At 61.6% G+C, this 25400-nt stretch carries 21 protein-coding genes and 3 pseudogenes; 6 read left to right on the top strand and 18 right to left on the bottom strand.

Features of this window, described 5'->3' with window-relative positions:
- Nucleotides 1-9: 9 nt before the first annotated feature.
- Genes GM910_RS07185 through GM910_RS07165 form a run of 5 tightly spaced genes read right to left on the bottom strand, consistent with a single transcriptional unit; the run spans nt 10 to nt 4105 of the window.
- Nucleotides 10-711, bottom strand: a complete 702-nt coding sequence (locus tag GM910_RS07185) for a fumarylacetoacetate hydrolase family protein (protein WP_159586837.1) — start codon at nt 709-711, stop codon at nt 10-12.
- On the bottom strand, nt 708-1463 hold the full coding sequence (locus GM910_RS07180; protein ID WP_159586836.1) for an ABC transporter permease: 756 nt from the start codon (nt 1461-1463) through the stop codon (nt 708-710). The genes GM910_RS07185 and GM910_RS07180 overlap by 4 nt, the downstream gene beginning before the upstream one ends.
- Before the next feature lie 6 nt (nt 1464-1469).
- Nucleotides 1470-2273 carry an ABC transporter ATP-binding protein gene (locus tag GM910_RS07175; RefSeq protein WP_159586835.1) on the bottom strand — a complete coding sequence of 268 codons (804 nt, stop codon included), beginning with the start codon at nt 2271-2273 and terminating at the stop codon, nt 1470-1472.
- Between the two features lies 1 nt (nt 2274).
- On the bottom strand, nt 2275-3102 hold the full coding sequence (locus GM910_RS07170; RefSeq protein ID WP_159586834.1) for an ABC transporter permease: 828 nt from the start codon (nt 3100-3102) through the stop codon (nt 2275-2277).
- Between the two features lie 13 nt (nt 3103-3115).
- On the bottom strand, nt 3116-4105 hold the full coding sequence (locus tag GM910_RS07165) for an ABC transporter substrate-binding protein (RefSeq protein ID WP_159586833.1): 990 nt from the start codon (nt 4103-4105) through the stop codon (nt 3116-3118).
- Between the two features lie 183 nt (nt 4106-4288).
- On the opposite strand from GM910_RS07165, the gene GM910_RS07160 reads away from it, so the two are divergent.
- The 4 genes and pseudogenes from GM910_RS07160 to ligD all read left to right on the top strand — a co-directional run.
- Entirely contained in the window at nt 4289-4981 is a 693-nt protein-coding gene (locus tag GM910_RS07160; RefSeq protein WP_159586832.1) for a FadR/GntR family transcriptional regulator, read from the top strand.
- A gap of 144 nt (nt 4982-5125) precedes the next feature.
- The gene (locus tag GM910_RS07155) at nt 5126-5710 is read left to right on the top strand and encodes an HPF/RaiA family ribosome-associated protein (RefSeq protein ID WP_159586831.1); all 585 of its coding nucleotides are present in this window, start codon (nt 5126-5128) and stop codon (nt 5708-5710) included.
- A 173-nt stretch (nt 5711-5883) separates the two neighbouring features.
- Nucleotides 5884-6732, top strand: coding sequence for a non-homologous end joining protein Ku (ku, locus tag GM910_RS07150; protein ID WP_159586830.1), 849 nt, complete (start codon nt 5884-5886; stop codon nt 6730-6732).
- Between the two features lies 1 nt (nt 6733).
- Nucleotides 6734-7741, top strand: a pseudogene (gene ligD, locus GM910_RS07145) (non-homologous end-joining DNA ligase LigD); the annotation flags it as partial.
- Between the two features lie 90 nt (nt 7742-7831).
- Here ligD and GM910_RS27150 read toward each other — a convergent pair.
- The 5 genes and pseudogenes from GM910_RS27150 to GM910_RS07125 all read right to left on the bottom strand — a co-directional run.
- Nucleotides 7832-8131: pseudogene (locus tag GM910_RS27150) on the bottom strand (Ku protein); the annotation flags it as partial.
- A gap of 163 nt (nt 8132-8294) precedes the next feature.
- Entirely contained in the window at nt 8295-9452 is a 1158-nt protein-coding gene (locus GM910_RS07140; RefSeq protein WP_159586828.1) for an ABC transporter substrate-binding protein, read from the bottom strand.
- Between the two features lie 71 nt (nt 9453-9523).
- A pseudogene (locus tag GM910_RS07135) lies at nt 9524-10273 on the bottom strand (ABC transporter ATP-binding protein); the annotation flags it as partial.
- On the bottom strand, nt 10267-11343 hold the full coding sequence (locus tag GM910_RS07130) for a FecCD family ABC transporter permease (RefSeq protein WP_159586826.1): 1077 nt from the start codon (nt 11341-11343) through the stop codon (nt 10267-10269). The pseudogene GM910_RS07135 and the gene GM910_RS07130, both read right to left, overlap by 7 nt.
- Entirely contained in the window at nt 11333-12472 is a 1140-nt protein-coding gene (locus GM910_RS07125; protein WP_159586825.1) for an ABC transporter substrate-binding protein, read from the bottom strand. Before GM910_RS07125 ends, GM910_RS07130 begins: the two co-directional genes overlap by 11 nt.
- 110 nt (nt 12473-12582) lie before the next feature.
- On the opposite strand from GM910_RS07125, the gene GM910_RS07120 reads away from it, so the two are divergent.
- Nucleotides 12583-13371 carry a class I SAM-dependent methyltransferase gene (locus tag GM910_RS07120; RefSeq protein ID WP_159586824.1) on the top strand — a complete coding sequence of 263 codons (789 nt, stop codon included), beginning with the start codon at nt 12583-12585 and terminating at the stop codon, nt 13369-13371.
- Nucleotides 13372-13429: 58 nt separating this feature from the next.
- Here GM910_RS07120 and GM910_RS07115 read toward each other — a convergent pair whose 3' ends face one another.
- The 4 genes from GM910_RS07115 to GM910_RS07100 form a co-directional block, all read right to left on the bottom strand.
- Nucleotides 13430-14767, bottom strand: a complete 1338-nt coding sequence (locus GM910_RS07115) for an HlyD family type I secretion periplasmic adaptor subunit (protein ID WP_159586823.1) — start codon at nt 14765-14767, stop codon at nt 13430-13432.
- A 13-nt stretch (nt 14768-14780) separates the two neighbouring features.
- Nucleotides 14781-17063 carry a type I secretion system permease/ATPase gene (locus GM910_RS07110; protein ID WP_246225904.1) on the bottom strand — a complete coding sequence of 761 codons (2283 nt, stop codon included), beginning with the start codon at nt 17061-17063 and terminating at the stop codon, nt 14781-14783.
- A gap of 99 nt (nt 17064-17162) precedes the next feature.
- Nucleotides 17163-19127, bottom strand: a complete 1965-nt coding sequence (locus GM910_RS07105; protein WP_159586822.1) for a hypothetical protein — start codon at nt 19125-19127, stop codon at nt 17163-17165.
- Nucleotides 19128-19251: 124 nt separating this feature from the next.
- A complete protein-coding gene (locus tag GM910_RS07100; protein ID WP_159586821.1) occupies nt 19252-20940 on the bottom strand; it encodes a hypothetical protein in 1689 nt (562 codons plus the stop codon).
- Between the two features lie 489 nt (nt 20941-21429).
- Between GM910_RS07100 and GM910_RS07095 the strand changes: the two genes are divergently transcribed.
- Nucleotides 21430-21915, top strand: a complete 486-nt coding sequence (locus GM910_RS07095) for a hypothetical protein (protein ID WP_159586820.1) — start codon at nt 21430-21432, stop codon at nt 21913-21915.
- Between the two features lie 73 nt (nt 21916-21988).
- Here the strand turns inward: GM910_RS07095 and GM910_RS07090 are convergent, their stop codons facing one another.
- The 4 genes from GM910_RS07090 to ku (GM910_RS07075) are packed head-to-tail and all read right to left on the bottom strand — an operon-like array spanning nt 21989 to nt 25390.
- On the bottom strand, nt 21989-22762 hold the full coding sequence (locus tag GM910_RS07090) for an exodeoxyribonuclease III (protein ID WP_159586819.1): 774 nt from the start codon (nt 22760-22762) through the stop codon (nt 21989-21991).
- A 13-nt stretch (nt 22763-22775) separates the two neighbouring features.
- Nucleotides 22776-23417, bottom strand: coding sequence for an alpha/beta hydrolase family protein (locus tag GM910_RS07085; RefSeq protein WP_159586818.1), 642 nt, complete (start codon nt 23415-23417; stop codon nt 22776-22778).
- Nucleotides 23418-24509 carry a tetratricopeptide repeat protein gene (locus GM910_RS07080; protein ID WP_159586817.1) on the bottom strand — a complete coding sequence of 364 codons (1092 nt, stop codon included), beginning with the start codon at nt 24507-24509 and terminating at the stop codon, nt 23418-23420.
- Entirely contained in the window at nt 24506-25390 is an 885-nt protein-coding gene (ku, locus tag GM910_RS07075; protein WP_159586816.1) for a non-homologous end joining protein Ku, read from the bottom strand. The genes GM910_RS07080 and ku (GM910_RS07075) overlap by 4 nt, the downstream gene beginning before the upstream one ends.
- Nucleotides 25391-25400: the final 10 nt, after the last annotated feature.

Raw genomic sequence — 25400 nt, 5'->3', positions numbered from 1 at the left:
CTGCTGCCCTCAGACGACCCGCACTTCAAGATCGCCGATGCCTTCGATATGGCCCTTGAGAACGTCGCCGCGCTCGACCGCGCCGACACCCGCGGGCGTTCCGGAAAAGATGATGTCGCCCGGAGCAAGCGTGAACAGGCCGGACAGATAGCTGATCATCTCCGGCACCTTCCAGATCATCTGGTTAAGGTCGCCCGTCTGCTTGCGCTCGCCGTTGAGGTCGAGCCAGATGGCTCCCTCGCGGGGATGGCCGGTCGTGGCGGCCGGTACCAGCGCAGTGCATGGAGCCGAGGCTTCGAAGGCCTTTCCGACCTCCCAGGGGCGGCCCATGTCCTTCGCTTTTCCCTGCAGATCGCGCCGCGTCATGTCGAGAGCGACGCCATAGCCGTAGACGCAGTCCAGCGCCCTTTCGACCGGAATATCCCTGCCGCCGCTCTTCAGTGCCACCATCATCTCGATCTCGTAGTGCACGTCGTTCGACGCCGGGGGATAAGGAAAGGTTCCGCTCGTATCGAGATTGTCGGGGTTCTTCTGAAAGAAGAAGGGCGGCTCCTTGTCGGGGTCGTGACCCATCTCCACTGCGTGCGCGGCATAGTTGCGGCCGACGCAATAGACCCGGTGCACCGGAAAGAGTTTCTTGGAGCCCGCCACGGGAACGGCGGGAAAAGCCGTGGGCTCGATGACGAAGTTTGCCGCACCCTGAATGTTCATTGTCTTGCTCCTGCGTAATACTCGACTTTGCCTTCGATCCGCTCGATAAGCTCTGCGATCAGCATCGCGAAGGCGAAAAGGATGATGGTAAGGGCCCAGAACTCTGCCATACGGAAGTTGCGCGAGAAGGTCTCGAAGAGCGCGCCATAGCCGACGATGGCGACGAGCAGTTGCCCAATGACGACGCCTTTGACGCCGCGGATGAGGCCGAGCCGGATACCGGCAAGGATCTCCGGCAGAGCGGCCCAAAGGATGATCTTGGCGTAAAGCGCGGGCTTCGTGGCCCCATAGGACCGCGCCATCTCGATGAGTGAGGGCGAGACGTGGCGCACGCCGGCACGGGTGTCCAGAACGATGATCCAGACGGCGAAGAGGAACACCGCCGCGATGATCGTCCTCTCCCCGAACCCGAACAGGATCATCAGCACCGGAACGAGCGCCGAGAGCGGCGCGCTGGAGAAGATATTGACCCACATGCCCAGAAGATCATCAGCGATCTTGACCCGCCCCATGAGGGCGCCTAGCGGCACGCCGCACATGATCGCCAGCGCCATGCCGGTGGCGAAGGCGCGCAGCGTCGTCACCGTGGCATCCTGCCATGAGGAGGTCTGCACGAGCTGGACCGCGGCGGCAAGTACATCGCTAAAGGGCGGGAGCAGAAAGACGAGGTCCAGCCGGCCAACGATCTCCCACGCAACGCACCAGACGAGGAGCGATGCCATCATCGGTATACGGTAGCCGAACGGTGTCACGGGCGATCACTCCACATATTGCTTCAGCCCTTGCCATATCTCCTCGACCGTATCGAGGTAGTGCTGGTCGCGGTGGATGCGGTCGGGATCGCCGGAACGGTTGATGTCCGGCTCGATCACCTGCGAGACCCGGCCGGGCCGGGGCGATAGGAGCACGATGCGGTCGGAGATGTAGACGGCCTCCTCGATGGAGTGGGTGACGAAGATGAAGGTCTTGTTCTGCTTACTGCGCAGCCGGATCAGGTCCTCCTGGAATTTCCGCCGGTTCTGTTCATCGACAGCCGAAAAAGGTTCGTCGAGAAGCAGGACCTCGGCATCCACGGACAACGCCCGGGCAAGCCCCACACGCTGGCGCATACCGCCGGAAAGTTCGTGCGGATATTTGTCCTCGAAACCCGAAAGCCCGACCTGGGCGATGTAGCGGCGCGCGGTCTCTTCACGCTCGGTCTTGCCCGTTCCGCGCAGTTCGAGACCGAAGGCCACGTTGCGCAACACCGTCGCCCAGGGCATCAGGGCAAAATCCTGGAACACGAAGGCGCGCTCCGGTCCCGGCCCGCTGACGTGCTTTCCATCGACCGTCACGGAGCCGGCGCTGGCGCCTATCAGGCCTGCAATGATCTTCAGGAGCGTGGTCTTGCCGCAGCCGCTCGGTCCCAGGAGGCTCGTTAATTTGCCGCGCGGGAAGTCGAGGTCGATGTCGCGCAGCGCCTCGACGTTTCCGTAGGACTTGCAGATTCCCTTCACCTCGACGATCGCCTCCACCGAGGTGTGAACCGCGGATTGTTTCTCTCGCAATGCGGTGACGGCCATCTCAGGCTCCCCTCTTCTCGGGCCGGAAGACGCGCACTTCGATCCACTGCAGGAAGACGAGCGTGAGAGTCGAGAGGGCGATGATGGAGGCTATGGTTGCGTACATCTCGGCATAATCCGCACGTGAACGGTGGAATGTGATGAGGTCGCCGATCCCAGTCGGCGTGATCAGTAGCTCGGCCAGGACGACGCCGACGAAGCCGGCGGCGACCCCAAGGCGAAGACCGGCGAAGATGACCGGGCTTGCATCGGGAAGGATGATCCTGGTGATGGTCTGCCAGCGCGTGCCGAGGAAGGAACGGCACATCACGAGAAGCGACTCATTGACGTTTCGAACTGCCTTGTAGGTGTTGAGCACGATCACCGGCAGAGCCAGGATCATCACCGCGATGGTCTTCGCGGTCATGCCGATGCCGTAGACGAAGGTGACGAGCGGAATGAAGGCGGCGACAGGGGCCGCCTGAAGCACGATGAAGACGGGGATCAAGAGCCATTCCCCCGCGCGCGACAGGCCGCAGACAATCCCGATGCCGACGCCGAGAAAGGTCGACAGTAGGACGCCCAGCACCAGTGGCTGCAGCGTCGAGAGATAGGCTGCCGGCATGCTTCCGTCCGCGATCAGCCCAAAAAACGCAGCGATCGTGTCGGAAAAGGTAGGGAAGGCGAAGCTTACGGGAATACGCCCGGCGATTTCCCAGATCCCCGCGAAGAGAGCGATTGATACGAGGCGGAGGATGATCGGCCGATCCCTCAGCCCTATCGCCTCTTCGCTGGTGGCAGGGAGAGTGAGGTTGGTCGCCTCGCTCTCCGTTCTGACGTTTGTCGCCATCGGCTGGGGCAACCTAGTTCGTGCCGAGTTTGGCAAGAGCGCGATCGAGCGGCCGGAGGTCCCAGAAGTCTTCAACCTTCAGTGATGCCGGATCGCCCTCGATCTGGTCGGCGAGCGTGAAGAACTCGAAATCGTCGGCTGCCGCCTCGGCGCCGCCGCCATTGATCGCCAGTGCGCCGGCCTCTGCAGTTTCCTTGTAGTATTCCTCGACCTCCACATCCGCCTCCGCGCCTAGGTCCGGCAACAGCCCGTAGGTGTTGCGAAACTCCACCGCGACGGCTGGGTTCTCCGTGATTTCACGCCCGGTTTTGATCAGTTCCTCAACCAGGATGTCGACATCGGCAGTGTTGCCCTCCAGATAGTCCACGGTCGCGAACACGGCCTCGTCCGTGGCACTCAGATCCTCCACTGGCAGGACGATGAACTTGCCGGGCGCTTCCGCTTCGAGTGCACGCCGGTTGGCCGCGTCTACAATAGAGGCCTTCACCGTGCCCTGGAGAAGCGCGCCGCGCCGCACTTCCGAACCGGGGACGTAGCTGATATCGCCGTAGGTGATGCCATGGTTCTTGGCCATCAGGAGCATGACGGCTTCAGTGCCCGAGCCGCGGGCATGAACGGCGATCTCCTGCCCATCTAGATCCTCCCAGCTTTTGTAGAACTCGCTGTTGACAACGGGAAAGAACCGCAGCGTCGAGATTTGTCCGAAGATGCGGACCGGCACGCCGACCTTCTGGATCAGCGTGTAGGGGGCACCGATGCCCACATCGGCCTGACCACCGACAATCGCCTGCGCCGCAAGGTCTTCATCGTTGAGGATAATCAGCTCGACATTCACTCCGCGCTCCTTGGTGCGCTCGATAGCGGCGAGCGTCTGGATCGACTCGATGCCTGGCAGGTCGCCGAAGGCAATCCGCATGTCGCCGGCCTCCGCGGCGCCATGCAGTAAGGCGCTCCCCATTGCCGCAGCCAGGACGGCAGCAAACATTGCGCGTCTCGTGGTCATTGTCGTCTCCTCCCTTGGTCTTGTAACCAATGACCAGAATGGTTAAAGAACGAAGCTTGATTGGTCAAGCACAATTGGGTGCCGGGCGACACGGTGCCCTTGCGGAGATGCCCATTGATTGACGCCCGGCTACAATCGCTTTAACAGCAAGAACCGAGAATCAACGGAAAATTGGTTAAACCAATGGAGAATCTGGGGAATGGCGGTCACGCCGCATTGGTGCAGCTTCAGGCCTATCTCGCGCAGATGGACCTGTCCGGCGAGACGCGGCTGCCGCCTGAGCGGGAGCTCTGCGAGAGCCTGGGTGTGTCGCGCGGCGACCTGCGCAAGGCGCTGGCGATACTCGAGAAGGACGGCCGCATCTGGCGCCACGTCGGCAAGGGAACCTTCGTCGGCAGCGGGCCGATCGAGGAGACGATCGGCATTTCCGAGATCGCCGGCCGCACCAGCCCTGCCGACGTGATGCGGGCGCGGCTGATCATCGAGCCTGAGATCGCGCGCGAGGCGGCCTTGCACGCCACCCTCGATGACATCGCCGCGATGCGCCAGTCGATGGCGCAGACGCGGGTCGCGGAGACGTGGCGGCAATACGAGAACATCGACAACCTCTTGCACCGGCAGATTGCGCAAGCGAGCCGGAACAACGTCTTACTCGGCCTTTTCGACGTGCTGAACGCCGTGCGCCGCACCGTGGTGTGGGGTCGCCTGCGCTCCGATGGCACCCGCCCGCCGACCGACCACCACAGCTTCACCGACCATGAGCGGATCGTCGATGCCATCGCCGAGCGCGACCTCACCGGAGCCGCCGCGGCCATGCGCCTGCATCTGCAGCAGGTCGGCCGACGCCTTATCCCGCTTCATGAAGCAGCCGAATAGCTCCGCGTCGCCGAGTGAGCCGATCCGTAGCGCGCCGACGGCGGGGGCGATCCGATCGACAATCTCCTCAACGCCGTCCGGCACCGTCGTGGGAACAAGTCGCGCCGACGCGCGTTGGAGGCGGCGAGCACGCGCGAGGACTGAATGGACATCCCCCTGCAGATCGCCTTCCACAGAGCTGAGAAATCCGACTGGGCGGAGGCGGAGATACGCTCCCGTGTCGATAAGCTGCAGTCCTTCTACGACCGCATCATCGGCTGCCGCGTGACGGTGGACCAGCGGGCGCGTAACGTCGAGGGCACGCTGCCGCCGGTGGTGCGCATAGAAATAAGCCTGCCCGGCACGGCCCCGCTCGTCGTCGCCTACGAGCCCGATCGCCTCCAACAGAAGTTCCAGACCCCAGAACTCGGCAATGCGATCAACGACGCCTTCGAGATCGCCGAGCGCCGGCTCGTCCGGTTGAAGGAGGCGCGTGAAGACCGCGAGAAGGCCCCGCCGCACGACACCCAGAGCCAGTTCCTTGGCCAGGTGGCGCAGATCTACCCTGGCGAGGACCACGGCTTCCTGCTGACGAAGGAAGGTAGCAGCCTCTACTTCCATCGCAACGCCATGCTGCAGGGCGACTTTGACAAGCTCCGGGTGGGCGACGAGGTTCATTATGTGGAGGAAGTGGGCGACACAGGACCGCTGGCCACCAAGGTGCGCGTGGTCTCGGCGAGACGGAAGTGAGTGTTTCCCCCGGGGCGCGCGAAGGGCGCCGGTCTTTCCATTTTGGAACCAAACCGCACGAGGAGGACGCAGGCCGGATTCTGCCTTGAACCGGCCTGGCATTGGAGAGGTGCCAGCGGAACATCTCTAGCCGGCAGTCGTTGACTTTGCGTGAATTGAGTGGAGTTGACGCCATGGCGCCCAGGGCAACATGGAAAGGATATGTGAAGCTGGCCGAGCTGGCCTTCCCGGTCTCGCTCTATGCCGGCGTAACAACATCGAAACGCATCTCTTTTCACGTGCTGAACCGGAAAACGGGCCATCGCGTCCACCGTCAGTACTTCGACGAAGAGACGGAGGAACCGGTCGAGCGCGACCGGCAGGTCAAGGGTTATGAGGCCGGCGACGCCCAGTATGTGATCCTTCAGCCGGAAGAGATCGCCGAGGCGGTTCCGGAGAGCGACAAAACACTGCGGATCAAGGGCTTCATTCCATGTCCGGATATCGACACGGTCTACTTCGACCGGCCCTACTTCCTGGCGCCACCGGACGGCATTCTCGGTGAATCCTTTGCGGTCATAAGAGAGGGTATGCGGCGCAAGAACGTGGCAGCGCTTGCGCGCGCTGTACTTTTCCGGCGCGTCCGCACCGTCCTTCTGCGTGCCCAAGGGCCGGGGTTGGTCGCCAACACCCTTAACTTCGATTACGAAATCCGTGCAGCAGCGGACGTGTTCAAGGATCTGCCCGAGATGAAGATCGAGGGCGAGATGCTCGATCTTGCGAAGCACATCATCGAAACCAAGGCTGGTGACTTCGACCCGCGCGCGTTCGACGACCGTTACGACCAGGCTCTCGCCGAACTGGTCAAGGCGAAGATGGAGGGCCGCGAGATCAAGGCGCCGAAGCGGCCGAAGGAGACCAAGGTCGTCAACCTGATGGATGCGCTGCGTGAGAGCGCCAGGGCCAAGACGGGGCAATCGAAGAAGCCCAGTACCGCCAGGCGAAAGAAGGCCGAGCCGGCCCAGCGCCGCAAGGCCGGTTAAAATGGCTCTGAGCAGCTACCGCAAAAAGCGGAACTTCAAGGCCACGCCGGAGCCACGCGGCAAGGACGGGAAAGCGGCCACCGGCGACAGCTATCTCATCCAGAAGCATGCTGCACGCCATCTTCATTACGATCTGCGCCTGGAGATGGACGGCGTACTGAAGAGCTGGGCGATAACGAAGGGGCCGAGCCTGGTGCCGGGCGAGAAGCGTCTTGCCATCCACGTCGAAGACCACCCGCTCGAATACGCCGACTTTGAAGGCACAATTCCGAAGGGTGAGTACGGTGGAGGCATGGTCATCGTGTGGGACCGAGGCCGCTGGACTCCAATCGGCAATGCAAAAAAGGGATATGCCAAGGGGCACCTCGACTTCGAGATCGAGGGTGAGAAGCTCGGTGGCCGCTGGCATTTGGTGCGGATGGCCCATAAGCCACGCGAGAAGAAGGAAAGCTGGCTGCTGATCAAGGGCAACGATGACTTTGCACGCAGCGAGGACGATCCGGACATTCTCGATGAAAGGCCGGAATCTGTGAAGACCGGCAGGGTGGTCGAGGAACTCGAAGGCGAGGCGCCGGGCTGGTCGTCCAAGACCGGCAAAATCGAGAGTTCGGAAAAACAGAAGCTCGAACTGCCGAAGCAGCGACTGGCGGATGCCGGCCTTGAGAGCTTCGTCAAAACCTCCGGGGGCAAAGGCCTGCATGTGGTGGCACCCCTCGTGCCGCGGGCGGAGTGGGATGCGGTAAAGGCCTTCGCAAAGGGTCTTGCCGACGGAATGGCAGCAGTCAGCTCTAAGCGTTTCGTCGTGACCGTCACCAAATCCAAGCGGAAGGGCAAGATCCTCGTCGACTATCTCCGCAACGGCCGGGGTGCGACAGCCGTCGCCCCTTATTCGACACGAGCAAGGCCTGGCGCTGCCGTCTCGGTGCCGCTTGACTGGGACGAGCTCAGCCCGGCGATCGGACCGGACTATTTCACTGTGGAGAATACCCCGGGGTTGGCCGCGCTCCAGGCAGATCCGTGGGAAGATTTCTGGAAAGCCGCCGTCGTCGGGCATCAGGTAGTAGGGTTTGTCGTACCAGATCCACTCGATAGTGTCGGCGGCAACGAATTGGTCGATGTCGATTGTGCGGGTGCTTTCCAACCCCACCGCCTGGAACTCTTCGTCCTCGATGATGACGTGGCGTCCCTCATCGGTCTTATAGCCCTTTACTTCGTCCTCGTCGGCCACTGGCTTGCCGGTTTCCGCGTCGACGTATCGGCTGCGAACCCGGTGCCCCGTATCGCTGTTGATCGTATGGAAGTGCACCTTCTCACGCTCGGTGGTGGCCGGCGTCAGGGACACGGGACAGGTGACGAGGGAGAGCTTGAGGTAACCTTTCCAGTAGGGGCGCGGCGCCATTCTCATACTCCGGACAGAGCGAAAGAAACGCGCAATCCGGTGCTGGGGTTCCTCTCGTGTGGCAAGCCCGCGTAGACCCGCTCGCTATGTGCTAAAGCCAAAGGGCGCTAGGAAGATGCGTATGGCGACGCCCTCCTCACGGCAACCGAAACGAATCCCGGACCTATTCAACCTCCGCCAGTGATCCCCAATAGCCGGGCTGATAGTCGATCTGCAGGAACTCGTCGTGTAGCTGCCGGAAGGTCTCGTCCGGGTCGAGATCGGAAAACAGCTCGGGATGGAACCACTTGGCCAATTGCTGGACGGCCACGAACTGGTAGGGGCTGTTGTAGAACTGGTGCCACATGGCGTGGAACGCCATCGTCTTCTGGGCTTCGATGCCCGTATAGGCGGGGCGGGTGGGATAGAATGAGAGCTTGCGCCTGACGTCTTCCTGGTCCGCGCCCGGGCCCACGGGCACCCAGTTGCCGTCATGGACATAAGCTTCCCAATCGGCGGTGGTGACGAGGATGTGGGCGGGGTCGGCGGCGATGACCTGCTCGGCATTGATCTGGCCGAAGGTGCCCGGGACCAGGTCCTTCGCGATATTGCTGCCGCCGGAAAGCTCGACGAAGCGGCCGAAATTCTCGTTGCCGAAGGTGTGGCAGCAATCCTCGTAATAGCCGCCGGCTCGGTCGATGAAGACAGCCGGACGTTCCGGGTTCTCTGAGGTGATCACGTCGGTGACTCGCCTGATCTGTTCCTCGCGGAAGGTGATCAGCGCCTCCGCGCGCTCTTCCTGCCCGAAGAGTTTGCCGAAGAGCCGGATTGTCGGCTCGGTGTTCTCCATCGGCTTGTAGCGGAAATCGACATAAACGACGGGAATGCCGAGCGCGTCCAGCTTCTCGATATACTGTGCGTCGGCGGTCGCCTGCATGGTCTCGACGTTCAGGAACACGACATCGGGCTTCTGCGCGATCGCGGTCTCGATGTCGATCAGACTTTCCTCATAGCCGGCGAACGTAGGGATTTCGGCCAGCTTCGGAAACTTCGCCAGATAGGCTTCGTATGTTTTAGGGTCGGCTTGGATGAGGTCGTTGCGCCAACCGGCGATGCGCCCGGCCGGGTCCTCCCGGTCTAGGGCCGCCACGATATAGAGCTGCCGCCCTTCGCCAAGGATGACACGCTCGACGGGTGCATTCACCTCGACCTTTCGGCCCGCCACGTCGGTCACGGTCACGATCTCAGCCAGGGCGCCGGAGACATTCAGCGCGAGCCCGGCGGCCGCAACCAGCGCCGCTGTGGCGGCCTTCACGATGCCTGGGCGGCCATTTCTCCACATTTCCTGTTCTCCCGATCCGGATTGCGAATACTGGTTTTGGCGGTGGGCGGGGCGAATGTCCGGCGCTCGGCCGCCACCCCGTCGACGATGACGTGTCCGATCCCGCGCGAGCAGGGCTCGATGCGTGCATCGACGTGATAGACCTCGCGCAGCAGCGCCGGCGTGACGATGTCGGAGGAGGGCCCGCAGGCGATGAGCCGGCCGTTTGCAACCACCATCGTCTGGTCGCAGAAGCGCAGGGCGTGGTTGAGGTCGTGCAGCGCGACCAGCACGATCATGCCGCGCGCGCGGGCAAGGCCCTGCATGAGGCCAAGCACCTCCACCTGACGGGAAAGATCGAGGGCGGAGGTCGGCTCGTCCATCAGCAGGATCTCCGGCTCGCGCACCAGTGTCTGAGCGAGGCTCGCGAGCTGCCGCTGGCCGCCGGAAAGCTCGCCGATGTTCCGGAAAGCGATGTCGGAAATGCCGAGCGCTTCCATCGTCTCATCGATGCAGGCGAGATCGTCGTCGCCGACGGACCAGCCCGCCCCCTGCTTGCGGGCGAGCAGCACGGACTCATAGACGGTAAGCACCGCGTTGGCAGAGGTGTCCTGTGGCATGTAGCAGATGCCGTTCCGCCCTCGAAGCGCGCCCTCGACATGCACCTTGCCCGGCCCCCACAGAAGGCCGGCCACACGCTTGAAGAGTGTGGACTTGCCGGCGGCGTTCGGGCCGATCACGGCCACCATGTCGCCGCCCTTGAACGCCGGCGTCGTCACGTCTTCGAGCAGGAGCCTCCTACCGTAGCGCGCGCCGAGCGTTTCGAGCTGGATCGTCACCATGAGCGCCTCGCACTGGACAGGATGAGGGAGATGAAGAACGGGATTCCGATCAGCGATGTGACGATGCCGATCGGGAAGATCGTGCCGGGAATGAGCAGCTTGCTGACCACGGAACTGGCCGACAGGATCAGCGCGCCCGAAAGCGCGGAAGCCGGCAGGAAGAAGCGCTGGTCTTCGCCGATGATCATGCGCGCGATGTGCGGGCCGACGAGCCCGATGAAGCCGATCGTGCCGACGAAGGCGACGGGAATGGCGGCAAGCAGGCTGACCATCATAAGCGTCTCCAGCCTGAGGCGCGAGACCTTGATGCCGAAGCTCGCCGCCTTGTCCTCGCCCAGCCGCAGCGCCGTCAGCGCCCAGGCGCGCCGCGCGAAGACGGGCAGGACGGCCAGGAGCACCAGCGTTGTGAGGCCGAGCTTGGGCCAGGTGGCCTTGGTCAGGCTGCCCATGGTCCAGAAGACGACGGCCGCAAGCGCTTCGGCAGACGAGAGGAACTGGACTAGGGAAAGGAGCGCGTTGAAGGTGAAGACCAGCGCGATGCCGAGCAGCACGATGGTCTCGACCGTCACGCCGCGCTTGACACTCAGCATGTGGATGAGGAGGGCGGCGAGCATCGCCATCACGAAGGCGTTGATCGGCACCACATATTCGATGGCCGCGGGGATGAGCACCACGCCGAAGGCAAGCGCCAAGGCCGCGCCGAAGCTGGCGGCGGCGGAAATGCCCAGCGTGAAGGGACTTGCGAGCGGGTTGTTGAGGATGGTCTGCATCTGCGCGCCCGCGACGCTCAACGCCGCGCCGACCACGACGGCCATCAGCGCCACGGGCATGCGGATCTCCCACAGGACCACGCGCACCTGCTGTGAGACGGTATCGGGTGCGAACAGCCCCTGCACCACCTCGCCAAGGCCATAGCGGGCGGGCCCCAGGGCCAGGTCGACGCAGAGACTGAAGAGAAGGGCCGCGCCGAGGCCCGCGAGAATCAGTTGCCGCCGCCAGACGAGGGCGCGGTAATGCCCGCGCCCCCCGTCGGTATCGAGCGCGGTGGCGGCTGCCCGATCACTCGCCATCGGCGAGCGAAACCCAGTGGCCGGGCTTGTAGGCGACGGGCAGGAACCTCTCGTGCAGCTCTTCGAAGGTCGCCTCAGGGTCGAGATCGGCGAAGAGCTCGGGATGCAGCCACTTCGCCATCTGCTGGATGGCCACAAACTGATAGGGGCTGTTGTAGAACTGGTGCCAGATGGCGTGCACCTGGTCGTTCTTCACGGCCTTGACACCGGTGAAGGCCGGACGCTCGGTTAGCCCCTTGAGCTTGCGCAGCGCCTCGGCCTCGTCCTGGCCGGGGCCGACGCCGACCCAGGCGCCACCCGGCACGTAGGCCTCCCACCAGCCGCCGGTGGTGATGAACTGATCGGGATCGGAGGCGATGATCTGCTCGGGGTTCACCGTGCCGAAGGTGCCGGGGATGATGTCCTTGGCGATGTTCTCGCCGCCCGCCATCTCGACAAACTTGCCGAAATTGTCGCTGCCGAAGCTCATGCAGCAGTCTTCCGAATAGCCGCCTGCACGCTCAATGAAGACGGTCGGGCGTTCCGGGTTTGCCTTCTCGATTACATCGGTGACGCGTGCGATCTCGGAAGCGCGCCAGGCGATGAAGTCTTCCGCCCGCTCCTCCTTGCCGAAAAGCTTGCCGAACAGGCGCATGCTAGGCTCCGTATTGGCAAAGGGGTGCTCGCGGAAGTCCACATAGACGAGCGGAACGCCGGCGGCGGCAAGCTTCTCGATGTATTTCGCGTCCTCGGTCGCCTGCTTCGACTCGATGTTCATGACGACGGCGTCGGGCTTCAACGAGACCGCCTGCTCCACATCGAAGGTGCCGTCCTTGAAGCCGCCGAAGGTGGGCAAATCCGCCATCTGCGGGAATTTTTCGAGATAAAGGGCGTAGTTGTCGGGATCGGCGCTCTTGAAGTCGTCACGCCAGCCTACGATCCGCTTGAATGCTTCCTCCGTGTCGAGCGCCGCCACCAGATAGATCTGCCGGCCTTCGCCCAGGATCACCCGTTCGACAGGCACGTTGACCTCGACCTCACGCCCGGTGACGTCGGTCACCACTACCGCTTCGGCGCTCGCATCGAGCATGGGCGATAAGACGACGAAAACGGCAGCCGCTGTACCTGCTGCGACGTTGCGGAAATCCATGGCGCTCTCGCTTGAAAGTTGATTGTGTGGGTGGCTTATAAAATACGACTTCTTTTCTCAAGAAATATCTTTTAGAGCGATTCCAAAATGATGAGACAGTGGGAGAGGGAATGACGGGGCAGGGCAACTATTCGTTGCGCGAGGAGATACGCGACTATTGGTCGGTGCGCGCCGAGACTTTTGATCTCTCGGTGGGGCATGAGATCTTTTCGGGAGAGGAGCGTGCGGCCTGGCACAGGCTGCTCCTAAAACATCTGGGACCGGGGGAGGGGCGGCGGGCGCTCGACCTTGCCTGCGGCACGGGTGTCATCTCACACCTCATGCACGACCTGGGCTTCGCCGTCATCGGACTTGATTGGTCGGAGCCTATGCTCGCTAGGGCGCGCGCGAAGGCGGTGGAAAGGGGAAGCGGCATTCGCTTTCTGCTGGGCGACGCGGAACGGACGCTCGAAGAAAAGGAGAGCTACGATGTCATCGTCACCCGCCATCTTGTCTGGACGCTGGTCGACCCGCAGGCGGCCTTCGCCGAATGGTTCTCGCTCTTGAAGCCCGGCGGGCACCTGCTGATCATCGACGGCGATTTCGTCACGGAAAACTGGGCGAGCCGTCTTCGCAAGGCAATTGAAAAGCTCCGCCTCGGAAAGCCTGCGAGCGACAGTGATTCAGGGTTGCAGGCCAGGCATCGCAGCATCCTTTCCCGCGTCTACTTCTCCCAAGGTGTCAGAGCGGAAGACGTAAGTAGACTTCTCGACGAGGCGGGTTTCGAGGCACCGGTGATCGACCCGCGGCTCGACGCTATCCATCGCGCGCAGGCACGGCGGATGGGCTTCCTCAAGGCGCTGGAGCGCGCGATGCAGTACCGCTACGCCATCTGCGCGCGGAAGCCACCCCTTTCCTGACCCGGTGGCGAGGTAGATCAGTCACTTCGGCGGCAGTGCGCCGACAAAACGTTCGTCGTCAGCGCTCCGAGAATGCACGCGACATGCTGTCGGCGATCGGCCTAGTGATATAGCTGAAGAATGTACGCTCGGCTGTTTGAATAAGGATTTCGGCCGGCATTCCTGGAGTCGGAGAGAAACCTCTGACCCTTGCCATCTCGCTCGGAGGCAGGCGGACGCGTGCGAGGTAGACTTCCTGATCCTGCGCTGCCTTCTCTCCCGGCAGCGCGTCGGCAGAAACGTAAAAGACTTCGCCATTCAGAACGGGAGTGGTGCGCTGGTTGAGCGCAGTCAGTCGCACAGTCGCCTTCTGCCCGCGTCTCACGCTGTCGATCTCGGTTCGCGGTATCTGTGCTTCGATGATGAGCGGTGCTCCCGCTGGCAGGATTTCCAGTATGCCTTTACCACTCTCGATCACGCCGCCTGGAGTGTGATAGTTCAACCGCACCACGGTTCCGGCAACTGGCGCGTTGATCGTCGCCCGCTGCAGAATGTTTTCCGCTGCCCGAGACTGCTCTCGAATGGAGTCGAGTTCCCCCTGGATGCCCTCCAGCTCATCGAGCGCGGCTTCCCGATAGGTACTCTCGGTCTGGATGATTTCCTGCTCTTGTTTGCTGATCTGTGAGTGGGTCTCGGAGACTTCCGCCGTCAGGCGGCCGATCTGGCCGTTCGCTTCGGCGATCGCCCGCTGGATAGCCTTTATCTCTGTCTTGCGCATCAGGCCCTTCTTCAAAAGGATCTCCTTCCCTTCCGCCTCTTCCCGCAGAAGCTTCAACTGGAGGACCATCGCATCGCGCTGCTTTTCGTAACCTTCAGCGCGATACCGCAACGCCTCGATATTTCGCTCGAGCAAAGCTATCTCGCTGTTACGCTTGGATTTCCAGGCTTCAAAGTTGAGCCGCTGCCCTTCCAGCATTGGAGCGATATCGACATCGCCCTGATTGTCCGCAACGAGGGATGGAAACACCAGCTCATCGGATCCGGCGAACTGGGAAGTAAGCCGCGCGGCGATGGCCTCAAGCCTGATGCGTCGCAAGAACAGCTCCCGTTCCCTGGCCAGCGCAGCCGTCTCGTCGAGGCGTACCAGTGGCTGATCGAGCTCGACCCGATCGCCTTCGTTGACCAGGATTTCCTTGATGATCCCTCCCTCGAAATGCTGGATGACCTTGTTTTGTCCAGTGGCGACGAAACTGCCCTGCGTGATGACTGCCGCCGCAAGCGGAGCTGTAACCGCCCAGCCTCCGAACCCCCCGAATGTCAGGGCAAGGAGTGCGAGGCCTACGGTCGTCTGCTTCCGGATCGACCGAGGGACGTCGGAGTACCATTCGATGTCATGAACTTTCGCAATGTCGGACATTTTGCGATCGCCTTCAGCTTATCTGGTGCCCGAAGGAACCGTTCTCTATGCTCACCCCGCGCGCCGAAAGCGCTTGCAGAACGTCTTTGCGCACACCGAACAGAGCAACGGTGCCGTTCACCAGAAGCAGGATCTTGTCGACATTGTTAAGCAGTGCCGGCCGCTGCGTGATCGTGATCATGGTGATCCTATTTTCCTTGGCGTGCTCGAGCGCGCGTACCAGCGCTGCCTCCCCGGCGCTGTCCAAGTTGGAGTTGGGCTCATCGAGCACGACCATGCGCGGATTACCGAAGAAGGCCCGGGCGAGGGCGATGCGCTGCTTTTGGCCGCCGGAGAGCGGCGCTCCGTCGGCGGCAACGACCGTTTCATAGCCGTGCGGCAACGTCGCGATCATCTCGTGGACATCCGCGAGCTTCGCCGCCTGGTAGATCTGCGCATCTGTCGCATCGTCGCGCATGCGCGCGATGTTGGCCTTGATCGTGCCGGGAAAGAGCTGAACATCCTGCGGCAGGTAGCCGATATTCTCGCCGAACTGCCGCTGATCCCAGTTGCGCAAATCCATGAGATCGAGCCTGACGCTGCCCGACGTCGGAAGGATGGAGCCGACAAGCATCTTGCCGAGCGTCGTCTTGCCGGCGCCGGAATTTCCGATGACGGCCAAAGAGTCCCCCGGCGCCAGTGCGAAGGAAATGCCGTTGAGAACGACCCTTTTGGTTCCCTGTGGTACGTAGAGCAGCCTTTCCACATCCAGGCGCCCTTCCGGCCGCGGCAGATTCAGACGCTCGAAATTGAGCGGCGATGACTTCAGCAGTGTCGATATGCGTTCGAACGCCGAGCGGGACTGGCTGTACTGGTTCCATCCCTCGATGGCGCCTTCGATTGGCGCCAGCGCGCGGCCCGCGATGATGGAAGCGGCGATCACCATGCCGCCGGTGATCTCACCTTCGATCGCCAGATAGGCGCCCCACCCGAGCATGGCGACCTGTGTGAGGAGCCGCGAGCCCTTCGACAGGGCGGCAAAGACGATGTTGCGATCCTGCGCGACGACCTGTGATTTCAAGGATCCGGCCGTGTCCTTGCCCCAGATCTGCACGGCTTCCGGTATCATCGCCAGCGCATTGATAATCTGCGAATTGCGCGACATGGATTCCAGGTGGAGGTTGGCTTTGACCTGCGCGGTGTTCGCCTCCCCGAACGGCCCCGCGGTGGCGCGCTGGTTGATGAGTGTAAAGACAAGCAGCAGAAGGGCCGTCACCACGACGATCGAACCGAGATGCGGATGGATCAGGAACACCGCGAGCACAAACAGCGGGGCGATCGGCGCATCGAGGAAGGAAAGTAGCGTGCGTGAGACGAGGAATGAGCGGACCTGCTGTAGATCGCCGAGTGTCTGATACTCACGGCCGTTTCCATGCAGCGAAGCCCGTGCTGCCGCACTGAGGATAGGCGAACCCAATTGTGCAGCGAATTCGACGGCCGTCCGCATGAGAATGAAGCGCCGTATCGCGTCGAATACCGCCTGCAGAACGACCGCCCCCACGATGACGATTGTCAGCATCACGAGCGTGTCGATCGATCGGCTCGTCAGGATGCGATCCGAAATCTGGAAAAGATAGATCGGGATCGCCAGCACCAGGGCATTGCTCGCCACCGTGAAAACCATGACGACCAGGAGATTCTGTCGGACCGCGGTCAAACCAGCCTTGAGGCTGGCAGCAAAGTCCACAGGCCCGAGCCGCTTGTGAAAAACGCCATCACCGCCACCCGGTCCCTTCGGTCCTTTACCACTGCCGGGATCGGCTGGCTGGTCGGCCGGACGCTCGCGCACTTTGATCGGGGCGCGGTCGCCCTCGATGGTGACAATGCCTTCGGGGCGGTCGCCATCTTTCATGGCCGGCTTCGGTAGTTCCTGTATATGCCGCGTCTCTGCTGACGCTGAGCCGTTCTCCCGTGGGCGGGGTTCCTCGGCGTCTTCTCGCCTGTCGGCCATCTCCTGCCGTAGGGACTCTCGCCGAACCTCTTGAGGTCGATGCTCGTCACCATTTCGGGCATCGTCGGGCTGATACCGCTCAGCGGGATCCTGCCGGGCGTTCCCCGAGCCGTCATTTGCGGGCGGCTTCACGGCGGATATCGGCCGTGCGGCTTCGCGTTCTGCTAGGTCGCTGGCTCTTTTCAACGCCGCCTCCTCGAAGATTTCCTGCACCAAACGATCAATCTCTGATATCCCTCGCTCGATCTTCGCCTCCTCCCGGCGCGGTGGATGTGAAAGACTTTCACCTGCCCTAAATTGCCGCATAGCAGCCTCTGGTTGCGGAACGGCCCACCCTGGCATTTTGCCGGGCAAGCCTGGTGATATGTCGCGTTCGTCCCCCACTGATACCGCCCAGGAAATCCGTTATCCGATCATTGTGCTCAGGCCGTCCGACTGCAGATAGTCCGCATCGTACTGGCCAAAGTTGCCCTGCGGCTGCTCGCCGGTGTCCATCATGTCGTCGTCGAGAAACGCAACGGCTTCGTTGACCAGCACGTTCGGGTCCTGGCCGCCGAAATCCGGTTCAGTGGATATGATATCCGCATGTACGAGAACCTCGTTTGAGTAGTGGCCGCCGCCGACATAGGTTTTCCCGACCGAATCCAGATCCTGGATAGCAGCGTTGTTCAGAAGCGCATTTCCGCCGGTCGAGACAGACCATGCAGCATCCGGATAGGCATCCTTCGCATGCATCGCCAAGGCGAGTTGGTCGTTGTCGCCCAGAATATTCGTCTGCTTGATGTACTGAAGGTTGAGGAGGTCGCCCTTGACGTAAAGCACACGCAGAGGGCCGTATCCGGCAAAGGCGGAATCCGATAGCAATTCATTGTTCAGGTAATCGTTGCCGGCGGCAAGATCGTTCGCCGCTTCAAGATAGTGGGCCGGCAGTGTTTCGAACCGGTCTGCTGCGCCCACGTTGTAGATGCTGGCTTGATTCCAGAGCAGATTTCCCGACGTTGAAATGGAGCCGTTACCCGTGGTCTGGAAACCGTCAACGGCCCCGACAAAGTCGTTATCACTCAAAATGTTCAGCTGTTGAATGATGTTCGCATCGAAGACGTTTCCGCCGATGATGATGAGATCGTAGCCGAAGCCGAGCTCCTCGATCGAGATATCGTTGAAGGCCTTGTTGTCACCGGAATAGACGCGAGTGGTAACGCCCGAAGAGGAGAGAATGCCGACGTCGTTGTCCATCATGAAGATGAACTGCTCAAGCCAGTTCATCATCATGAGATCGCCGTCGATTTCCTTGATCACCCAATGTTTGGGGAAGCTCATCGCTCCATTTGGCGTGTCATCGTCAAAGGAATCGAAGCGCTCGAACTTTGCGATATTGAAAGCCTGCGTCGCGGCAGTGTCACGTATCCATCCGCCTACCGCAGAGGAGATATAGTCGTTATCGCACCAGGCGTTGACTTGGAAGATGGCGTTTATCTCGATGTGCTCGCCGACAACTGCCGTTACCGGCGACGAGGTCCAGTAGTTCTGCAGAACGGCATTGTTGAGCAGGGTGTTGCCACCGGTCTCCACGTCGACCGACTGCTCGATGACGAGGCCGTTTTCCGTAAGCTGGACATTCCCGGAAGGAGCCTCTTCAGGCTCTTTGTCGAACATGTGGTAATCCTCGAGCTTGGAGGCTTCGTCGACTTCTTCGCCGTTTTCGAACGTCCCTTCGATGGTCGGGGACTTCTTCACAGACGCGTCGCCCTCGGGATCCTCGGGAAGCTCGTCCAAAAGCTCCGAAGCAGCAGTCACGAAGGCCGCGGCTTCCGCGGAAGAGCCGGGCATCTCAAGTTCGAGGATGGGCATCAGGTTCGTCGCCGCACCGGTCAATGCCGCGATTTGAAAGTTGCTGGCAGGGACCGGGTTGAAGAACAGGCCATGCCCGCCGACGCCGAAGTAGTCGTTGTCCGACAGGCTGATGTCCTGTTTGATGTAGTTGGCGAAGGACCCCAGCGTCTCCACCTCCGGGAGGATGATCCTGTGGGAAGCGTAGCTTATGATGGGTAGGGAGAAGGAGATCGGAGTGGCTATCTCGTATGCTCCCGGCAGCTCGACATCGGGGGGAACAAAGTTGATATAGCTCCACGGGTGCACGACGACCCATTCGGGCGCAGGAGCGCGATAGGCGAGATCGGGCTCAAAACCGACGAACCGGAAGGGAGCGGCGAACGGTATCGCGGCCGCGTTCAAGTCTGCAAGCTCGGGATCGTCAGTCTTTTTGGCACGAAACTCGTCATATGCGTCCCGAAGCCGCGCTTCTTCGACCGTAATCTCGAACAGGCCGATAAAGTGTGCGATGGCTTCCGTAATCCTGTCCATGTGCATGACACACCGCTCCTGACGAGGTCGGCTGGCCGCGTGGCCGGTCGTACTTGGTTAGGGTGGACTGCGCGGAGAACCGCGCAGTCCTTGTTGTTTGGTTTCGCTCGGAGGCGAACCGGGGGCGCCTTTAGGCAGTGGCGTCGTCGAAGTCCTCGCCAGCAACGCTGCTGTTGAGGTCGCCGCCCACAACGGTCATGTCGATCGCGTTCTGCTGCAGGTTTGCACCCATCACGATCTCCTGGTTGAAGGCGCTGGTGTTGACGATGGAGTCTGCCGTCGCGGTGCTATGACCGTTGACGTAGCCGTCATCGCCATTATTGGAGCCCCACGTTCCACCTGCGCCGCCGTTACCGCCGTTGCCGTTGGTCGCGAAACCGCCATTGCCACCGGCGCCGCCGCCGTCGGCGAACGCCCAGCCGCCGAAGCCGTCACCGCCGTCGCCATTGGCCCAGGCGCCGCTCAGAGCATGACCGCCGTCGCCGCCGCCGGCATAAGCGTTGCCGCCGTCGCCGTCGCCGCCGATGGCCCAGCCGCTCGTGGCGTCGCCGCCGGCACCGTTGCCGCCGTTGCCGCCATCACCGCCCACGCCCAAGCCAGCTCCGGCACCAACGCCGCCGCCAAAACCGGCACCGAGAGCATTGCCGCCAGCACCGCCGTCGCCGGCATCGTCAGCGTTGCCGCCGTTGCCGCCGTTACCGCCTTCGCTGGTGCCGCCGTTGCCGCCTTGGCTATTGCCGCTGTTGCCGGCGTTGCCGGCATCGCCACCGAAGTTGAGGATGGGAACGCCGGCGAAGAACGCATCCACAGCGTCTCCACCTTCGGCATCGCCACCGTCACCGGTTTCCTCAGCGTCGCCGCCATTGGCTTCGTCGCTGTCACCACCGTCGCCGGCGTCGCCGCCTTCGCTGTCGCCACCTTCGTCGCCGTCACCGGCGAACGCGGCACCAACACCGAGGCCTAGGCCAAGGCCGAGGCCAACACCGACGCCTGTCGCGCCGTTGCCGCCATTACCGCCTTCGCCCTTGCCGCCGTCGGCCTTGCCAGTGTCGGCCTTGCCGCCTTCACCCTTGCCGCCTTCGGCATCGCCGCCGTCGCCTTCGCCGCCGGCCGCTATGCTGACGGCTAGACCGCCATCGCCTTTGCCGCCGTCGCCTTTGCCGCCGATGGCAAAGCCGCCATGGCCACCGTCACCACCGTTTGCGTCGGCGTTGGAACCGCCAGAACCGCCACCGCCACCGGCATCGATCCCGTCGTCCGCCTTAGCGAAGCCGCCGTGAGAATCGATCTCTTGCCAGAACTGGTCGTCGTTCTTGACCTCGGCGTTGTACAGCGTGTCGTCATCAGAGATATTGGCGGCTTGGTTGATGACGTTGCCAACGTCATTCCCGGCGCCGTTGAGGGATTCTTCGAGAACATCCTCGAAGTTGGTGTTGAACATGCCCTCGATAGTGTTGAAGCCCTTCATGTCGATGTCGGCGAAGTCGTCATCTGAGGGCTTGTAACCGTGCAGATCGATGCCAACGTCTACATCCACGTCCACATCGGTCTCGTTCTTGTTGATATTGACACTCTTGTTCAGGTTGGCATTGGCGTTTGCGTTGCCGTTGAAGTTGCCATTACCGTTGAGGTTGCCGTTGCCATTCAGGTTGCCGTTCCCATTGAGGTTCAGGGACGTGCTTTCCTGTGTTTGTTCCTGTCCCTGACCCTGACCCTGACCCTGACCTTGTCCCTGTCCTTGGCCTTGTCCCTGACCTTGATTCTGTTCCTGTTCCTGGTCAGGATCAAACCAACCGAAAAGGTTGTTCCAGGTACCCATGATCGTGTCCTCTCTTTCGAGGCCGCGACAGCTTAACCGCTATTCATCTCCTTAGGGCTTTCGCTGCGCGGGCGTTGAATTTCACAAGCTTCGTTTGGCGGCCGGACGCGCATCGACGCGGACGAACGCCATTTCCTTCTTCGCTCAGTTTCGGTGATGCAGTTCCTCCCGTTCTTGTCGCCGGGAGATGGCGGACTGCTTCCGCTTCCCGGCCTACGAGAGGCAGTGTGTGGCCGGTAATGAACCGACAGAAGACACCAGTTCGGCCTAAGCTGGTGGGTGGGGAGCCCGCAAGTGAAGTAGATGTCGGCCATCGGGTAGGCCCATCTAATCAAAATCGGTGGGGCCCCTCGTCTGGAAGGTGTTGCCCATAAGGCCTTGGGTCTGGCCGGAGGTTAGCCCGTTCGGACTATTCCGGCTGTCAATTGCCAAGTCTACATTCTACCCTGTCGCGATTGAAAAACGGGGAAGATCGAAGGCCGGCCATCGATGCCCAAGCTCCAGGATATCCTGCTTCTCGTAGGGCAACTGAACTACACGTGGACCAACACGGAAAGCCTGCTGATTTACCTGATCGCGGGGCTTGCCGGCGTGGACAAGGAAACGGCGATCATAATTTTCCTGACGCTGAACACACCACGCGCCAGGATCGATCTCGTCGAGCGTCTTGCAAAGATGCGGAAGACGCCAGCGGCGTGTAGGTCGGAAATCCTTGAAGTCACTCGGCAGTTATCGAAGGAAGCAAGCCTTCGCAACAAGTTCAACCACTGTATCTATTCCTTCGATCCCGAGAGCGGGCGTGGTATCACGCAGCTGATGCGCATTTTCGAAGGCAAAGACGACATCAAATACGGCAAGGTCGAGAGCCTCGATGAATTGGAGGTCGAGAAGATAAAGAAGAGCATCTCCTCGCTTGCCGGGATAAACAAGACAATCTGGGCCATCGCCCGTAAGTACGATTTTCCAACGTCGTGAGTGCTATGCCACCAGTCGCCACTCGCTCGCCGCGGCGGATGCGGCTCTCAAAAGATGGGCAAGCAAGATATGATCATCCTTTCAGATCGATCCAGACAGGGGCATGATCGCTGGTATCCCGATGGCCTCGGATTTCCCTGTCGACACCTGCATCAGACAGGCGGTGCGCCAACGCCGGGCTGAGCAGTAGATGGTCGAGGCGCAGGCCGGCATTTCTCTGCCATCGGTTCCGTCGGTAGTCCCAGAAAGTATAGACGGTCTCGGCCGGATGAATCTGGCGGATCGCGTCAACCCATCCCTGGGCAAGCAGTCTCCGGTAGGCCTCCCGGCTCTGCGGTTGGACGAGGGCGTTGTTGTCGTAGGAACGGGTGGGATAGATGTCGTGTGGCTCCGGGACAACGTTGTAGTCGCCGGCAAGAACGACCGGAACGCCTGCTGAAAGGAGTTCGGCCGCGTGAACGATCAGCCGTTCAAGCCAGGCAAGCTTGTAGTCGAACTTCGGTCCCGGCTGCGGGTTTCCGTTGGGCGCGTAGAGCGAGGCAATCAGGATACCGTTCACCGCAGCCTCGATATAGCGTGCCTGGCCGTCGTCGGAGGCGCCCGGCAGATCCGCTCGCGTAAGCACCGGCTCGGCATCGCGGGCAAGAATCGCAACGCCGTTCCAGGTGGACTGCCCCTGCCAGACGGCGCTGTAACCGGCTTTTTCAAGGGCTGCACGCGGAAACTGCGCATCGGTCGCCTTCAGTTCCTGCAGGCAGACCACGTCCGGCTCTGCCTCGTGGAGCCACGCGAGCAGATTATTCAAACGCCGGTTGATGCCGTTAATGTTGAAGGTCGCGATCTTCATGCGTTTGCGGCCGTTAACGCGTGACCTTTTCGGCCCATGAACTCACCGCTCCCGCCATCGTCTTCAGGTGATCGGCAGCAGAGTAGCCCGATATCGACTTCCGGGGTTTCAGATCGTGATCTCCATCCTCGAGCCAGAGGATCTCGATACGATCGGATAGCGCGTAGCCGGCGACTTCCTCGCGGGTGCCGAACGCATCGCGCGTGCCCTGGCAGATCAGCGCCGGTGTTTTCAGGCCAGACAGATGCTTCGTCCTGAGTTGCGTCGGCTTTTGAGGTGGATGGAAAGGATAGCCGAGGCAGAGCAGGCCGGCGGTCCTGTTCTCGGCAAAAAGATCGTCTGCCACCATGCTGGCGACGCGGCCACCCATCGACTTGCCGCCAATGATCAGTGGAGCATTCGCGCCGACCTCGGCGACTGCGGCTCGATACTCGTCCTTTAGAGTTTCTGCTCGAGGCGGAGGCTTCCGCCCGGCCGATGTCCGGCGGCCCGCCATGTAGCCGAATTCGAAGCGGGCGACGCGAAATCCGGCGTCGCCCAGCGCTTTTGCGGCAGCCGTCATGGACTCGGAGTCCATCGGCGCACCGGCGCCGTGGGCGAGCAGGATCGTCGTGCGGGCATCCTGAGGACCATCGAAGAGGAACCGTCCGCTCATTCAGCCCGCATTCCTTGTGGCGAAATGAAGGTCGACGAAGTGGACGCCCTTGGTGGCATTGCGCGCCCACTCGGAGTTCTTGTCCAGTTCGAGATAGCGGGTCCACCACCTGCGTGCATCAGCAAGATTATCGGCCTCGAACTCCAGGGCCGCCAGATTGTAGATGGCATCCGCATAACCGTCGTCGAGAACGATCGCCTTTTGCAAATATTTGCGTGCCGAATCCGGATGCCCCGTTTCTTTCAAGAGGCTAGCAAGATTGAACCAGGCCTCGACGAACTCGGGATCGAGCTTCAGAGCAAGGAGATATCCGCGGCGCGCTTCATTTGATCGGCCGATCGCTCGCAGGCTGTTTGCGCGATTGAAAGCGGCAACCGCGTCGCCCGGATCAAGGGACAGACACCGCTCGTAAAGCGCCGCGGCCTGGTTATACCGCTCCCCTGCCTCCGCCTCCTCCGCCTGCTCGAAAAGTTCTTCCAGCTCTACATCGCCTGCCCGGTCCATCGGCAGCAGCAGCTGACCGTCAAGCTCACTCAGCCGTTCGCCCATGCGGGCGTAGATCGCATCCCGCCCTTCCGCCTCGAGCGACAGAGAGGTGAGCGTCGTCACGGGATTTGACGATCGATGTACGGATTTGACGATGGCACTCCAGCCGGCCCCGCCTGCGATCAGACTTGCATATTTCTTCGCCAGGATCAGATCGCGGAACGAGTAGGGCTCGCAGTTATGTTCAAAGGCATCGAAGAGAGACAAGAGTGCAAATTGGCGTTCAGCAAGCTTCGACTGCTCGAGCAATTCCAGCCGGCTAATGGACGAGGCTGCGGGCGCCTGCAAAAGCCCCAGGAGCCGGAGGAAGCCATTTTCGCTGACCGGATAACGGCCGGCACCACATTGGGCATCGAAACGCGCCTCGATCTCCGCCTCGCTGTCGCGTGTCAGAAGCTTCCGGCCGAAGACGACGTGCGAGGTCTTGCGGGTTACGCCGCTTCGGAGATGCCCCTGCTGCCTTTCCACCTCCCGTGCTGCCAGTCGCCTGGGAAAGGCCGCCAGGGCGCCGACAATACCGAACGTTTTTCCCGCTACCGAGGTCACGCCTTCTTCCGATTGGTGCGCTTGGAAGCCGGCTTCTCACCGCCTGCCGCTGCCTTGGCCGCCGGCTTTGCCGCCGGTCCGGACTTGGTCTTGCTCCTAGCCGGAGGCTTCGGCTGCGAAAGGCTGGCCTTAAGCGCATCCATGAGATTGATGACATTGCCACGCTCGGGCGCGGCGGCGACAATAGGTTTGTGCCCCTTGAGCTTCTCCTTGATCATTTTCATCAAGGCGATTTCATAGCGGTCCTCGTAGTCGGCGGGATCGAACTCCGTCGTCTTCTGCTCGATCAACCTTTCAGCAAGCTCCAGCATTTCCGGATCCGGGTTGCCCACCGGAATGTTGCCGAAATACTCCGCCGTCCCGCGCACCTCGTTCGGGTTCCTCAACGTGCAGACGAACATACCTGTTTCGCGCGGGGAAATCGTGATCACGCGCTCGCGGCTCGAAAGCACCAGCCGGGCGATTGCCAGCTTCCCGGATTTTCGCAGCGCCTCGCGGAGCACGACAAACGTTTCTTCGGCCATCGCACCGTCGGGAGCGAGATAATAGGGCGAGTCCTGATAGATGATGTCCACCGAATCCTCGTCGACGAAGGCCTCGATGTTCATCGTATGGTTGGACTCGATACGCACACTTTCCAGATCCGAGTCTTCAATGATGATGTACTGCTTGTCCTCGTACTCGTAACCCTTCACGAGGTCGGACCGCTCGACCAGCCCCAGTTCGGGATCGACCGGCTTCATGTTGATCCGATTGTGCGTGTCCTTGTGGAGCTGATTGAAGCTGATGCGGTCCCTCGAACTCGTGGCTGGGTAGAGCCGTACGGGGCAGCTCACCAGACTCAGCTTCAGGTAACCCTTCCAACTGGCTCTTGGCGCCATGACAATCTCC

This window comes from Chelativorans xinjiangensis (assembly GCF_009812055.1).
GTDB lineage: Bacteria > Pseudomonadota > Alphaproteobacteria > Rhizobiales > Rhizobiaceae > Chelativorans > Chelativorans xinjiangense.
The sequence above is the reverse complement of the archived record's forward strand: the minus strand, read 5'-3'. Positions and strand labels throughout refer to the sequence as shown.